Below are 14,831 nucleotides of genomic sequence, written 5' to 3'. Positions count from 1 at the left end.
AACCCCTAGTTATTGATACAGCTTTTGCAGGTACTGCTGTGCCGAGCTATGCCAATCAAAACGTTGATTGCGAGCGGCATCACTGAGGCGCTGATACTCTTCATTATTATTGCATAAATCATTAAGCGCCCCTTGAAATGTTACAATTAATTCACTTCCCTGCTCAGCCAAGCTCTCGCCACTAAAACAATAACCAGTTTGCTTGTCCTTAACGGTATCTGCCAAGCCGCCTACCTGATGCACAATACATGGCTGCCCTTCGCGCATCGCGAGCATTTGACTGATACCACAAGGCTCAAATGAACTGGGCATCAAAAACAGATCGCCTAGTTGATACAATTGCTCGCCAAGTGCCTGCCCATAACCATTTAGAAACAATAGGTTGTCATGGCGCGACATCACTTCGGTAAAAAGCTGCTCCAATTGTTCATCACCAGAACCCACTAAGATCAATCTAGCTTGCTTTTCTGCCGCCAACATAGCTAGGTCATCAAGTACTACACCCGTTTTTGTCGGTTGTCGTAAAATCAAGGCTTTTTGCTCAGTTAAACGACCCACGCTGGTAATTAAGTGGCCAGTAAACGGTTGTTGTTGCCAGGCCAAAATGCGACGGTGGGCAATATAAAACTTTGACAACAGCTGTTTTGATTTCGCCATCCACTGCAAAACATGCTGCTCTGCCAGGTTTAAATAGTCAGTGAAGCTTGGTTTTACTGTTGGGGTGTCATCACTTGGATAAACACAGCCATTGAGAATACCCACTAATCGCCCCTCATGGGCGGCGTGTTGCATATCCGATTCTAATCCTTCGCCACCAAAGAAGCCCAATTCCGGGTGGCTGGTCATCATCACTTCCTTAGCGTAATTCGGCGACACCACATGGACCTTGTCGCTTAAATTGACCGCCGCACGCATCGGATTAAAACAATGGGGGTGATGGGGATCGCAAATAGGTAAACCGTCGTAGGTTAAGGTTGGGAACCAGGCTTCGAGGCTGGAGTGGTCGCCTTTAAATGGTCTAACCCCTTGCAAGGCTAGGTTGTGCACAGTGTAAACCGTTCTCATTGTTTTCAGGCGCTTAAAACGCGGACTAAAGCGTCGTAATACACTTATCACCGCGGCATGCCAATCATGCAAATGAACCACATCTATATCAGCAATCACTTGGTGCTCAATCACCTCAGCCACTGCTGCTGCAAAAAATGCAAAACGACTAGCGTCGGTTGCAAAAGGCTGATGCTGGTCGTTACAGTAAATTGCACCGCCATGTTCACTAAACAAAGAATGCGACAGCACATATTGCGTCACCGCTGGTGATTGCCCTACCCGCCATAAGGTTGCCGTTTCTAAATGCTGTCGAAATGGCACAGCAATATCCGCAATGAATTCTCGCTCTAATGCCGCTTGGCCATAATCAGGGGTGATCACCGACACCCTTAAGCCTAGTTCAGCCAGTGCGTCAGGCACGTCACGAATGACATCCGCCACGCCCCCGACTTTACAATTTGGCAGCGCGTCATTTTCCGCTGCCACTAACATTACATGCATACTTGCCCTATCAACCGAGTTATTAGCGTTCTTTTTTTGAGGTACCCGTGAGCATATCCCGAGTCACTAACACTATGCCTTTATTTGATACCCTAAAGCCATTTTGTTGGTCTTGTTCATGGTCGTAGCCAATGGTCATGCCCTCGGGAATAATACAACTTCTGTCGATGATTGCATTCTTAATTCGACAGTTACGGCCAATTTTAACCCCAGGCAATACCACCGCCCCCTCTATCTCGCAATAAGAGTGCACATGGACATTGGAAAACAGTAGTGACTTTTTCACTTTAGAGCCAGAAATAATACAGCCACCCGACACCGTTGAGTCAACCGCCATGCCGCGTCTGTCCTCATCATCAAAGATGAACTTAGCAGGTGGCAGTTGTTCTTGGTAGGTCCAAATAGGCCATTGGGGATCGTACAAATCAAGCTGTGGCTCAGGCGACACCAGCTCCATATTGGCTTCCCAAAACGAATCCAGGGTACCCACATCCCGCCAATAAGGTTGGCCAGTATGAGAAGGCTCACTGAATGGATAGGCAAACACATTATGCTCTTCGATAATGGCGGGAATAATGTCATGACCGAAGTCGCGGCCTGAACCTTCACGTTCAGCGTCTTTCTTTAATTGCTCAAACAAAAACTCGGTATTAAATACGTAATTGCCCATCGAGGCCAAACAAGTACCAGGCTTACTGGGAATGGAGGATGGATCCGCTGGTTTTTCGTCAAACCGACGCACCCGATTGCTTTCATCCACGGTCATAACCCCAAAGGTATTTGCCGCCTCTTCACAACCCACTTCAATACAGCACACCGTCATATCAGCGCCGTTTTCTAAGTGTTTTGCCAGCAAGCCACCATAGTCCATGCGATAAACATGATCTCCAGATAACACCATCACGTATTTTGGCAGCTCATGGCGGATAATATCCATATTTTGAAATACCGCATCGGCCGTACCACAATACCACTCATCGCCATAACGTTGCGAGGCGGGAAGGATCTCCACCGACTCGCCCAGTTCCTTTTTAAAATGTCCCCAGGCACGGTTTACATGGCGGATTAGTGAGTGTGACTTATATTGGGTCGCGATCCCAACCCGTCTGATGCCAGAATTAATGCAGTTAGACAGTGGGAAGTCGATAATGCGATGTTTACCCCCAAAATACACTGCCGGTTTTGCTCGCCAGTCGGTTAACTCATGTAAGCGTGAGCCACGACCACCAGCAAGGATCAGTGCATATGTTTCTCGCGTCAGGGTACTAATATAACGATTCGCATAATTAGGCATTATTTTTTCTCTCCATAACAAGGTTGCGCTGATCACTGCATTGGGCTGAGGCGCCAAATATCATCGCTGTAATTTTGTATTGTTCTATCACTTGAAAACTGACCACTGGCTGCGGTATTTAAAATACTCATACGCAGCCAATGTTGCTTATCTCGGTATGCTTGCGCCGCTTGCTCCTGAGCTTCGACATAAGATGGAAAATCCTGCGCCACCAACCACGGATCATTACTGCTTTTAATTGCAGCAATCACGTCATCAAAAATAGCCGGTTCGAACAGATTAAAATGACCGCTTTCTAACAGTGCTAATACTCGCTTTAAGTCATCGCAGCCGTCGATTATTTTCAACGGTTGATAGTGTTCACGCACTGCTTGTGCTTGTTCCGCGGTTACGCCGAATAAAAAGAAATTATCATCACCTACGCTGTCACGAATTTCGATATTGGCACCATCCAAGGTTCCAATGGTGATGGCGCCGTTCATCATAAATTTCATATTCCCCGTCCCCGATGCTTCCTTTCCGGCCGTGGATATTTGCTCTGATAAGTCCGTTGCGGGGCAAATGACTTCCATTTTAGAGACGTTGTAATTAGGCAAAAACGCCACTCGCAAGAACGGTGCAGCAGCACTGTCCTGGTTAATCACATTAGCGACGTTATTAATAAGCTTGATGATTTTTTTCGCCATGTAGTAACCAGGTGCAGCCTTGCCACCAAACAGCACGCAACGTGGGACCAGTCCCTCGGTATCGCCACGGCAAATGCGGTCGTATAAATGGATCACATGAAGCACGTTCAATAGCTGGCGTTTGTATTCATGGATCCGTTTAACTTGGACGTCAAACATCATGGTGGCATCAAACTCAACATCACACTCTTGTTGCACCAAACTTGCTAAGCGCTGTTTGTTGTTTTGTTTTACTTGCAACCAACGCTGCTGTAATTCATGGTTGTCGTAACAGCGACGAAGTTCAGCAATGTGAGCAAAATCACTTTGCCACTTGTCACCGACGTGTTCGCTGATCAGAGCTGCCAGCTCAGGATTGCAATGCATTAACCAGCGTCTTGGTGTCACGCCATTGGTTTTATTATTAAATTTTTGCGGTGACAGCTGATAAAAGTGATTGAATAACCCCGCTTTTAACAGTTCAGTATGCAACTTGGCCACGCCATTCACTGAGTAGCTGCCAACAATGGCCAAATACGCCATCCGTATTTGTGGTTCATCCGACTCCTCAATCAATGACATAGCACGCTGCTTGGCAACATCACCGGGCCACTTCAGCGCCACTTCACTCAAAAAGCGGGCATTGATTTCATAGATGATCTCTAGCAGGCGTGGTAATAGCCGTTGAAACAAGCTCACCGACCACTTTTCTAATGCTTCAGGTAACAGCGTATGATTGGTGTAGGCCATGGTGGACGTGGTTATCTGCCAAGCCTGATCCCACTCCAGTTCGTAGTCATCTAATAAAATTCGCATTAACTCAGCCACGGCAATGCTGGGGTGTGTGTCATTGAGCTGGAACACATGATAATCAGCAAAGTCAGAAAAGCTGGCGCCATGTTGCTCAACCCAAGTAGCAATCACGTCTTGCAAGCTGGCACTGGATAGAAAATATTGTTGCTTGAGCCTGAGCTCTTTGCCATTTTCGCTGGCGTCATTGGGGTAAAGCACCATGGTGATTTGCTCAGCGGCGTTTTTTCTTGCTACGGCTTCGGAGTAACTGCCTGCATTAAATTCGTTGAGGTCAAACTCATCGGTGGCCTCAGATTTCCACAGCCGTAACGTGTTCACCACGTCATTGTGGTAGCCGGGTACGGGGACATCATAAGGCACAGCTAAGACATCTTGAGTGTCGAGCCACTCACGATGTTGCCGCCCTTGTCTGTCGGTATGCACCTCAACATGACCATAAAACTTCACTCTTTTTGCTTGCTCAGGCGCCGCCAGTTCCCAAGGGTGTCCCTCTCGTAACCAATTATCTGGCTGCTCCACTTGATGACCTTGCTCACAGCTTTGATTAAACATGCCAAACTCATAACGCAGGCCATAGCCTACAACCGGTAACGCCAATGAAGCACAGCTATCGAGGAAACAAGCCGCTAACCGGCCTAAGCCGCCATTGCCTAACCCAGCATCATGTTCAGCCTGCGCCACCGTTTCCAGCTCGGTGCAGTAGTCTTTTAAAGCCGCTTCTACTTGTGGTTCAAGGTCAAGGTTAAGTACTGCATTGGACAGTGCCCGGCCCATTAAAAACTCTAAAGACAAGTAAGCCGCTTTGCGCGTTTTGTTTGCTCTCATGTGCTCTTTGGTGGCCCGACAACGGGCAACTAGGCGATCGCGAATGGTCAATGCCAGGGCATGATAAAGATAGAGTTGTGACTCTCCGACCTTATCTCGGCCTAAGGTGTAATAAAAGTGACGGGTTAAGTCATCACTTAATGTACTTTCGTCTATCTTAGGTGCATCTTGCCAATGTTTTGCCACGCAGACTGGCGCACTTTTATTAGCCATGCTTTTCGTCCCCTTTGATTGATGTGTAGACCCAAGCCGTTTTGGCCGGGACCTGAAGCTGTTCACTGTTGTGTTCGCTATTGACTGTGCTGGCGGTTGTTAGCGCCAACTGCCAATGCGAAGAAAAAGCACTACTTGGTAAGGTCATTGCAACAACACTGTCGCTGGCGTTAAAAATGATCAGTAAACTTTGCCCAAGTTGTTGATCGGTAATGGAGTAACTGAGCCATTTTCTTTTCGGCTCACGCCACTGCTGTGGTGACAGCGACTCCGCGTGCTCATCAAACCAGCTCACAGCAAAGCGACTATCGCGATCATGGACGTAAAAAGGGTGATTGAACGCCGCAAATTGCTTACGCAGTGACAGTACATCTTGAATAAAGAACGCCAAGGGATGGTGTTGCTGATGATTTTTCCACGCTAACCAGCTGGTGAAGTTGTCTTGGCAATACGCATTATTATTGCCGTTTTGACTGTGGGCCATTTCAGTGCCGGCACAAATCATCGGCACTCCTTTGGACAACAATAAAGTCAGTAACGCGTTTTTTTGCATCTGCAAACGCAATTGCGTTATTTCACTATCGCTTGTAAAACCTTCCACCCCACAATTGAAAGAATAGTTTTCACTGTGACCATCGCGATTGCCTTCACCATTGGCGAGGTTGTGTTTTTGCTCAAATGCGGTCCAGTCGAATAACGAAAAGCCATCATGACTGGTAATAAAGTTAATGGAGTGCAATGGGCCGCGCTGGTTGTGCTCAAATAAATCACTGGAGCCATGGATCCGCCTTGCCAGCTCGGGGAGCACCCCTAAGTCACCGCGCCAAAATCGTCTCACGGTATCGCGATAGCGGTCATTCCATTCCCGCCAAGGCGCAGGAAAACGCCCTAACTGATAGCCTCCGGGGCCTATATCCCAGGGCTCAGCAATGAGTTTTACTTGCTGTAACACTGGGTCTTGGTGCAGCGCTTGCAAAAACGTATGATGAGGCGAAAAGCCCTCAGCTTGGCGAGCTAAGATGGGCGCTAAATCAAATCGAAAGCCATCCACGCCCATGTACTCAACCCAATAACGCAAGCTGTCTAGTACCAACCGTAATGCTATTGGGTTCGAGATATTGAGGGTATTGCCGCAACCAGTATCGTTAATGTAGACACTGGGTTTGTTCGCAGGTGTGCTGTAGTAACTGAGATTATCAAACCCTTTAAAGCTGATACTTGGCCCATCTATGCCCCCTTCTGCGGTATGGTTAAACACCACATCTAAAATCACCTCAATACCAGCGTCATGGAAGCGCTCAACCATTTGCTTAAATTCATTGATATCGCCATTCACTAAATAGTCTTTGTGTGGGGTAAAAAAGCTTAGGGTGTTATAGCCCCAGTAATTTTGCAGCCCTTTGGTGGTGAGAAACTGCTCGCTGATAAAGGCATGCACTGGTAATAACTCAATCGCCGTGACCCCTAAGTGCTTTAAATGATCAATGAATACGGTTTCGGCAAGCCCTAAAAAAGTGCCTTTTAATTTATCAGGTATGTCGGGGTGTCTGGCGGTGGCGCCTTTAACATGACATTCATAAATTAAGGTTTTGTGCCACGGTGTATTGGGCTTTTTCCCTTGGTATTTGCTAACCTGAGTGACCTTACTTTTGGGCATATCACAGGCGTTGTCATTGCTATTGAGAAAGCCCACTGGCATATGACAAAAATGCCGTTCACTCCAGACAAACTCGCCGAAAAAATCTCGGCAATATGGGTCGAGCAACAGTTTATGTGGATTGTAAAGGTGGCCCTTATCCGGGTTATAGGTGCCATCCACTCTAAAGCCATATAAATCGTCTTGTTGCGCTCCATCTATAAATAGACTCCAATAACCGCCTTCGTGCTTAAACATCGCGAGACGCTTGACTTCCGTGTGGCCACTTTTATCAAATAAACACAAATACACCTGCTTCGCCGACCCTGCGAACACCGCAAAGTTAACGCCTTTGTCGGTCACCGTTGAGCCCAAAGGGTGAATAGAGCCGCGGTAGCTAGTTAACATGACACACCACATATCAATTGCATGTATACCGTACTGAGCGGTGGCACCGTGATTTCAATACTGTTTTCCATGCCATGACTGGGCTCGGTTTTACTTTCAATTAACTGCTGTGGATGGGCCACCACTTGCACTCCACTGCCCCAGTAATCATGGTCATCGCTATTGAATATCACCTCGTAGACCCCCTGCTCTGGCACCCCAAGGCGAAATTGATGATGACTCATTGGAGTAAAATTGGCCACCACCAGCAATGGCCGTTTGGCGTCTTTGCCATAGCGTACAAAGCTAAAAATACTTTGTTCGGCATTACCGCCATCTATCCAACGAAAACCGGCTGGAGAATTATCGCACTGATATAACTGAGGAATGTTTTGATAAGTATGATTGAGTGCTTTAAGGCATTGAAATACTCCTTGGTGCGCTTCGCTATCGAGTAATTGCCAATTGAGTTGGCCGTTGTGATCCCACTCTTCACGTGGTGCAAGCTCTGCGCCCATAAAGAGAAGCTTTTTTCCGGGGTGAGCATACATAAAGGCATAATAGGCTCTCAGGTTGGCGAATTGCTGCCAGTCATCACCAGGCATTTTGCTCAGCAGCGAGCCCTTACCGTGCACCACTTCGTCATGACTTAACGGTAAAATGTAATTCTCGGAATAGGCATAAACCATAGAAAAGGTCATGTCATGATGATGGTGACGGCGATGAATGGGGTCTTTAGTCATATAGTTAAGGGTGTCGTTCATCCAGCCCATATTCCACTTATAGCCAAAGCCAAGGCCATCGTGTTCAACGCTGCGCGTGACCCCAGGCCAAGCGGTTGACTCCTCAGCCACCATCATGATGCTGTCATCACTGCCATAACAGCGCGTGTTGACACTTTTTAAACAGTCAATTGCCCCGAGGTTTTCACGGCCACCATATTGATTGGCCACCCACTCACCTTGTTTTCTGCTGTAATCCAAATACAGCATCGACGCCACGGCATCCACTCTAAGGCCGTCAATGGCAAACTCCTTGATCCAATACATGGCATTAGAAAGCAAAAAGCTTTTTACTTCGGCGCGGTCGTAATTATAAATATAGGTATTCCAATCGGGGTGAAAGCCCTGACGACGGTCAGCATGTTCGAACAAGTGCGTGCCATCGAACTTATGTAGGCCATGGGGATCCGAGGGGAAATGCCCTGGTACCCAGTCAATCAGCAAGCCTATTTCAAGCTGCTGGCATTTCGCCACAAAGTAGGCGAAGTCTTCAACACCACCAAAACGACTGGTTGGCGCAAATAAGCCCACCGGTTGATAACCCCATGAGCCATCAAAGGGATATTCGCTGATGGGCATCAGTTGTATATGAGTGAAGCCCAGCGCTTTAACATAAGGAATAAGGTCATCCGCCAACTCACGATAGGTTAAATAGCGGTTGTCTTCTTGCTCACGGCGCTTCCACGAGCCTAAATGCACTTCGTATATGCTGATAGGGGCATCAATGCGGTTGCGCTTTTGCTTATGAGTATGCGCCTGTTGTGTCAGCGCTACTCCTGGCGGTTTTGCCTGAGTAATGCTGGCGGTGCCCGGCGCTTGTTCCATTTTAAAAGCAAATGGGTCGGCTTTTTCGATGCGCTCACCGTCAAATGTGGTGATGGCAAACTTATAGCAAGTATCCACTTCCACCGCGGGAATAAAAATCTCCCAAACCCCACTGCCTGGGTGTAATCGCATGGGGTGTTGCTGAGCCTGCCAACAATTGAACGGCGCAATCACCGACACTGCCAAGGCATTGGGCGCCCATACCGCAAAGCGAAAGCCCGCAACGCCATCTAATGCCATTTGATGAGCCCCCAAATGCAAATACGCTTGCGCTTGTGTGCCTTCATTAAACAAATATAACGCCTCATCCGCTAGGCTACTATTGAAAGAATAAATATCGCGCTGTGTAACTGTGGTGTCTTGGTAGGTCACGGCAACTAAGTAATCTGCAGGGCTGATGGGTTTATTCAACCAACACTGAAATAAGTCCGATTGTTGATAGCGCGTCATCGCCAATACCTCATCGCCAATAATCACATTGGCGGCGGTGGCTCCGGGTAAAAAGCAGCGCACCACCTGAGAGTGACCATCCACGGAATGTAGTCCTAAAAAGGCAAAAGGGTCACGACATTGCCCTGCAGCCAACGCGGATACCTGTTGTTGTAATTGTTGTTGGTTATTTACTGTCGTTTCTGAATTCATTTAGACTTTCCTGCTAGTCGCTGCAGCATCGAGAATGGCCGCTGAGCGCGCGATAATTTCTGTGCATGAGGCACTGAGCTTGCGACGCCAATTAGGGTATTCGGTGTCGGTGCCGGGGATATTCACCGGCAGGTGCTGGCAATCTAAATCGTCCAACTGCAGCGTGAATAGTTTTGCTTTAGAGCCAGCCAATGCCGTCACTAATGCTGTGTAGACATCCTCTGTAGGACTGTCCATGGTGACAGTTTGCTGGCTATGCCACTGTAACCACTGACACAACTTCTCACGCTCTTCGCACCGCGCTTGCTGTTGTTGCTGATACTGTTGTGGCGGCAATAACTGTAATCGCTGTTTCAACTCCAAATCGGCGTGTTGCCACCAGCCATAAAATGGCGGTACGTCATGATTGGCTATCATTAACAGCGCTTGCTGGCGATAATGCTCAGGTGCTAAAAACTGCCCTTGATGATCCTTTTCAAAGTAAAACAAAATATTACTGTAAATGTGCGATTCGGCCATGGCGGCCTTGACCTCAACCGGCACCACCCCTAAGTCTTCACCAATGACCATGACTTGGTTGAGTACCGACTCAATTTTTAAAATCGCTAACAGGTACTCAAACGGATAATAGACATAACAGCCACGCTGTTGCTGTTCGACCATAAAGCACCACCATAAGCGCCTTAGCCCCATAACGTGGTCGATACGAAGACCACCCACGCCACTAAAATTGGCCTGAATGAGCTGCTTAAAAAACGCAAACTGTTGCGCCTTTAGTTTCACCGGATCCAGCGCCGGTAAGCCCCAGTTTTGCCCGGTTTCCGCCCATGGGTCGGGTGGCGCGCCGACCTTAGCGGTTTGGCTATAAAGTGCTTTATTAGTGAGGTATTCGTTGGAGTCTTCGGCGCAGCCAACCGCTAAATCATTCACCAGTCCCACAGACATTCCTGCAGCTTTGGCACTGTGCTGACACTGCGCCAATTGTGCAAACGCTTGCCACTGCATAAAGCACTGAAATGGGTCGTCTTGCAGTGTTTGTAGCTGTTGCTGTTTCTCCTGACAAAAGCGCTGATAGTCACTTTGCCACAGCTCAGACTTTTGCTGCAGTTGCTGCCAAACCTCACGTAAGCGCGATAGTTTCTGCTCTATCGCCGCGGTCATATCAAGGTAATCACCATCTTGTTTTGGCGCTTCAGCAAAATCATACTCAAGGTCGTAACGCTCACAAATAAGCTCCACCGAAACGTATAAAGGGTGAAGTAAACGTCTGTCGTTGGGGCTGTAGGGGCTGGCTCTTTCGGGCTGTGATAAAAACAATAAATGCAGTGGGTTTAATAAGATGTAATCCACTTGCCGTGTCGCCGCGGCTTCAATGAGCTGCCGCAACTCGTAAAAATCGGCACAGGCTTTATTACCACTCGGTTGTAGGGTGTAGAGTTGCACAGACAACCCCAGCAAGCGGGCGTTTGGCTCGAGTGGATCAAAACACTGAGCGGGGCTTACCCACAACTCGGTACTATGGCTTTCACCTGCCGCGATAACCTCTGCTTGATAATAGCCAATAGGCAAATCCGCAATTGGAACGTCTAATTGCAGGTAGTCGCACCCTTCATAGTGGTAGTGACCAGTGATGGCGGCATCCTTGATTTGCCCTTGGTAATGGTACTGTAATGCCGCAACCTGCAACTCAATGTGTTGCAACCTTGAGTCAGCAGGTAAGCGAATGGTCAGGCAAGGCGAAATTTGAGAGACTATGGTTACGCTTTCAACTAGCTGCTGCCATTTGGCAATATCCAGTTGATAATTAAGCTCGGTTAAGACGTTTTCATCTTGCCAGTTAATCCCGCATTCGCTCAGCACCTGTTGGCGAGTTTGCTGCTCAAAGGTATGGTGGTGGCCATTGTAATCCTGAAACTCATAGCCCACTCCATATAGGTATAGCAATTGCGCCAGTTTATCCATTGCGTCAGTTACCCTCGCATGGTTGAAACAACACTGTTGTCTTCACCAAAGCCATTAGGTACGTAATCATCCGCTTGATGGTCATTATCCCAAATTTGACCATCTATTAAATAACGAAAGTGAAATTGTTTGTCTGTCTCAAGGCGGTGTTTCAGTTTAAACACACTGTCTTTTTTTACAAACTTCATGCTTTGCGGCTGCCAATCAGTAAAGTCGCCAACCAGCTCTACTTTCTTCGCCTTGGGATGAGAAAATGAAAAGGTTACTTCCGCTTCGTTTTTGGTTTTAAAAAATCGTTTGGTGAGCATAATAACTCCCGTCTACCCTATGTGGATCCAAGTTTCACAGTGCCATCCGCTAAACTGCAAACGTGGGCTACCTGTGCACGATTTTCGGTAACTGTTACTCTCGTCACAGACATTGCGTTCTGAGCGTTTTAGTCTGCGCTGAAAAAGTGAACACCACCTAGTACAACAAACAATTATTGAAATTGTATTACAGTGCTACTTTGGTGCATTGCTGCACTGCTTTGGCGCAAGAGAAATAGGAAAATCAGCCGTTTCAGCTTGCTATGTATTCCTTGCAATCACTGAGCCAATCAAATCAAAGAAGATAGGAAAAAAATTAGTTGAGAAGTGTTCTCATGTAAAGTGAATTTAACTAAAGATTGATCTAGTGCAGATTTTGGCTATCGAGGCCTAGAAATAGCCGCAATTTGATTGTTGCAAAGCACGCTAACAACCCTTGAAACCGAGCATTAACAGTTTTAGTGTGTTTGCTAGTATGCGGTTGCCAGATTTGATAACTACTATAAATCAAACCTGACAGGATAAGTTCTGGCATGGTCGCATTAAAGCCGGTTTATTTAATAAAGTAGCCCACCGGGTGCCAGCCATCGGGCTGTTTAGCCAGCGTTAGCATTTCGGTGGCATCTTGCTTATTTTTAAACTCAGTTTGATATTGAATAATAAGGTAATCGCCATCTGGCACACCGGGTAATTGAGAGTGCTTTTCAACACGGGTTTGCTGGCGTTTGATGGCTTCGCCTAAAGGCATACGCACACTGTTTAATGCTTGCTGCCATTGCGATTTACTCACTTGGGATTGAAACAAGGTGCCGCTTTGTTGCCAACTTTGGCCGTAATTACCCGCATCCACGACGCTCAACCATTGCTCAGCCACTTGCTCACCAGACTCATTCGCCGCGCTTGCCGTCAGGGCAACACACCATAGTAAAGAGGCTAATAACTTTTTCATTTTATCTCCCTGAGTATAGGTTGGCGCACAACATAATCACCAAGTTAACAGACAGTCTTACAGTATTGCTTAGCGCGCAAGTTAACAACAATGAAGTGCTGTTTTTTTAGCCTGCTTTGCCAGTATTAACGAATAGACATTCAGGGGCGAGCTGTTAACGCGTAAACTTGGTTTCCAAAATCACCGATGACTTAGTCCGTTCAATCCCCTCTAGGTTGCCAATTTCATCCAGCAGATGACTCAGTTGTTCGAGGTTTTGTGCCTCCACAATGGCAATGAGGTCATACTCGCCGCTAATGGCGTACAGCGCCGAAACATTGGGCAACTGTTGCAAGGCAATGTTGGCTTTGGCAGTGAGCTTTTGCTTCACCTTTATCGACACATGCGCAGAAACCAAGTTGTCCATATATTGCTCGGCAAACTCGACCCGGTAGCCTTTAATAATGCCATTTTGTTCCAGTTTGGTGATGCGGTTTTGTACCGTGGTTCGCGAAACATTGAGCTTTCTGGCCAGCTCAGAAATACTCTCACGGGCGTTATTACGTAGCAGCGCTATCAACTTTTCATCTTGAGAACTTAACACTTTGCACTTTTATTTAGTTAATTTGACATAAATACTAGCAAATATGTGAAATATTGCACTGCAAATTTACTTAAAACCACGCAATAATGGCTACATAATAAGTTGATTAAAGCGCGTAAAAGCAAGTCTTACTGTTTTGGTAAGGGCAATTGCGAGCTGAAAAAGAATTAGGAGATGCGTCATGCAAGTCAATCGCGAACTATTTAATGAAGTCATGGTTCCCAACTATAATCCATCTGCAGTGATCCCAGTGAAGGGTCAAGGCTCTCGAGTTTGGGATCAAAATGGTAAAGAGTTTATCGATTTTGCCGGTGGTATTGCCGTGAACTGTTTGGGTCATTGCCACCCTGCTCTCGTTGGCGCATTAAAAGAACAAGGTGAAAAGCTGTGGCACTTGTCGAACGTGATGACCAATGAGCCGGCGTTGCGTTTAGCAAAAAAATTAACTGACGCCACCTTTGCAGAGAAAGTCTATTTTGCTAACTCTGGTGCCGAAGCTAACGAAGCGGCACTAAAGCTAGCTCGTCGCTGGGCGCTGGATAAATTCGGGGCAGAAAAAACTGAAATCATTGCGTTTAACAAAGGCTTCCATGGTCGTACTTTCTTCACTGTAACCGTGGGCGGCCAAGCGGCGTACTCTGATGGTTTTGGTCCAAAACCTGCGGATGTTACTCACCTTGACTACAATGACTTAGCAGCATTTGAACAAGCCATTTCAGATAAAACCTGCGCGGTAATGATGGAACCACTGCAAGGTGAAGGCGGTATTATTTCACCACAAGGTGAGTTTGTTCAGGCCGTGCGCGAGCTGTGTGACAAACACAATGCCCTATTGATTTTTGATGAAGTACAAACCGGTGTTGGCCGTACAGGCGAGCTTTATGCTTATCAAGGTTTAGGTGTTACACCTGATATTATGACCAGTGCCAAAGCCCTAGGTGGCGGCTTCCCTATCGGCGCCATGCTGACTACCACAGAAATTGCACAACACCTAAAAGTGGGCACCCATGGTTCAACTTACGGTGGTAACCCACTGGCGTGTGCGGTAGCCGAAGCGGCTTTCGATACTGTTAACACTGAGTCAGTATTAGCGGGTGTAAAAGCCAAAGAGCAGTTATTCCGCGACGGCTTAAACGCCATCAACGACAAATACCAAGTCTTCGCAGAAGTGCGTGGTAAAGGCCTATTGCTAGGCGCAGTACTCAACGAAAAATTTGCCGGTCGTGCCCGCGACTTCTTGGTAGCCAGCACCGAACACGGCTTAATGTCGTTGGTAGCAGGTGCCGATGTAGTGCGCTTTACTCCGTCTTTGGTGATCACCGATGAAGAGATCCAAGAAGGCCTAGCACGCTTTGAAAAAGCAGTGGCTGCGGTAGTCAACGGTTAAGGAGTGAGGAGC

Annotated in this window: 10 protein-coding genes; 1 reads left to right on the top strand and 9 read right to left on the bottom strand. The window is 47.2% G+C overall.

The window, feature by feature from the left end; genetic code table 11:
* Positions 1–9: 9 nt before the first annotated feature.
* The 9 genes from ACNKW2_RS12265 to ACNKW2_RS12225 all read right to left on the bottom strand — a co-directional run bounded on the left by ACNKW2_RS12265 (position 10) and on the right by ACNKW2_RS12225 (position 13,432).
* Positions 10–1,548 (bottom strand): glycogen synthase, encoded by a 1,539-nt coding sequence (locus ACNKW2_RS12265; protein WP_419148836.1) that lies wholly within the window; start codon positions 1,546–1,548, stop codon positions 10–12.
* Positions 1,549–1,570: 22 nt separating this feature from the next.
* Positions 1,571–2,842, bottom strand: coding sequence for a glucose-1-phosphate adenylyltransferase (gene glgC / locus ACNKW2_RS12260; protein ID WP_419148835.1), 1,272 nt, complete (start codon positions 2,840–2,842; stop codon positions 1,571–1,573).
* 32 nt (positions 2,843–2,874) lie between these two features.
* Positions 2,875–5,358: a glycogen/starch/alpha-glucan phosphorylase gene (locus tag ACNKW2_RS12255; protein ID WP_419148834.1), complete on the bottom strand. Its 2,484-nt coding sequence runs from the start codon at positions 5,356–5,358 to the stop codon at positions 2,875–2,877.
* The gene (gene glgX / locus ACNKW2_RS12250) at positions 5,351–7,402 is read right to left on the bottom strand and encodes a glycogen debranching protein GlgX (RefSeq protein ID WP_419148833.1); all 2,052 of its coding nucleotides are present in this window, start codon (positions 7,400–7,402) and stop codon (positions 5,351–5,353) included. Before glgX ends, ACNKW2_RS12255 begins: the two co-directional genes overlap by 8 nt.
* Positions 7,396–9,630, bottom strand: coding sequence for a 1,4-alpha-glucan branching protein GlgB (gene glgB, locus ACNKW2_RS12245; RefSeq protein WP_419148832.1), 2,235 nt, complete (start codon positions 9,628–9,630; stop codon positions 7,396–7,398). The genes glgX and glgB overlap by 7 nt, the downstream gene beginning before the upstream one ends.
* On the bottom strand, positions 9,631–11,592 hold the full coding sequence (malQ, locus tag ACNKW2_RS12240) for a 4-alpha-glucanotransferase (protein WP_419148831.1): 1,962 nt from the start codon (positions 11,590–11,592) through the stop codon (positions 9,631–9,633).
* Positions 11,593–11,600: 8 nt separating this feature from the next.
* The gene (locus ACNKW2_RS12235) at positions 11,601–11,900 is read right to left on the bottom strand and encodes an isoamylase early set domain-containing protein (protein WP_336564963.1); all 300 of its coding nucleotides are present in this window, start codon (positions 11,898–11,900) and stop codon (positions 11,601–11,603) included.
* Between the two features lie 553 nt (positions 11,901–12,453).
* Positions 12,454–12,849 carry a DUF4019 domain-containing protein gene (locus ACNKW2_RS12230; protein ID WP_419148830.1) on the bottom strand — a complete coding sequence of 132 codons (396 nt, stop codon included), beginning with the start codon at positions 12,847–12,849 and terminating at the stop codon, positions 12,454–12,456.
* A 154-nt stretch (positions 12,850–13,003) separates the two neighbouring features.
* Complete coding sequence (locus tag ACNKW2_RS12225; RefSeq protein WP_336564966.1) at positions 13,004–13,432, bottom strand: Lrp/AsnC family transcriptional regulator; 429 nt, start codon at positions 13,430–13,432, stop codon at positions 13,004–13,006.
* Between the two features lie 181 nt (positions 13,433–13,613).
* Here ACNKW2_RS12225 and ACNKW2_RS12220 point away from each other — a divergent pair, with 181 nt between their 5' ends.
* Complete coding sequence (locus tag ACNKW2_RS12220) at positions 13,614–14,819, top strand: aspartate aminotransferase family protein (protein WP_419148829.1); 1,206 nt, start codon at positions 13,614–13,616, stop codon at positions 14,817–14,819.
* Positions 14,820–14,831 lie beyond the last annotated feature (12 nt).

Source organism: Pseudoalteromonas 'SMAR' (genome assembly GCF_048515945.1).
GTDB lineage: Bacteria > Pseudomonadota > Gammaproteobacteria > Enterobacterales > Alteromonadaceae > Pseudoalteromonas.
This window is presented reverse-complemented; position numbering and strand designations above follow the sequence as displayed.

Excerpts from the sequence above, each read along its gene's own strand:
- malQ (WP_419148831.1), bottom strand. The coding sequence starts at position 11,592 with ATGGATAAACTGGCGCAATTGCTATACCTATATGGAGTGGGCTATGAG.
- glgC (WP_419148835.1), bottom strand. The coding sequence starts at position 2,842 with ATGCCTAATTATGCGAATCGTTATATTAGTACCCTGACGCGAGAAACA.
- ACNKW2_RS12220 (WP_419148829.1), top strand. The coding sequence starts at position 13,614 with ATGCAAGTCAATCGCGAACTATTTAATGAAGTCATGGTTCCCAACTAT.
- ACNKW2_RS12265 (WP_419148836.1), bottom strand. The coding sequence starts at position 1,548 with ATGCATGTAATGTTAGTGGCAGCGGAAAATGACGCGCTGCCAAATTGT.
- ACNKW2_RS12230 (WP_419148830.1), bottom strand. The coding sequence starts at position 12,849 with ATGAAAAAGTTATTAGCCTCTTTACTATGGTGTGTTGCCCTGACGGCA.
- glgX (WP_419148833.1), bottom strand. The coding sequence starts at position 7,402 with ATGTTAACTAGCTACCGCGGCTCTATTCACCCTTTGGGCTCAACGGTG.
- ACNKW2_RS12255 (WP_419148834.1), bottom strand. The coding sequence starts at position 5,358 with ATGGCTAATAAAAGTGCGCCAGTCTGCGTGGCAAAACATTGGCAAGAT.
- ACNKW2_RS12235 (WP_336564963.1), bottom strand. The coding sequence starts at position 11,900 with ATGCTCACCAAACGATTTTTTAAAACCAAAAACGAAGCGGAAGTAACC.
- glgB (WP_419148832.1), bottom strand. The coding sequence starts at position 9,630 with ATGAATTCAGAAACGACAGTAAATAACCAACAACAATTACAACAACAG.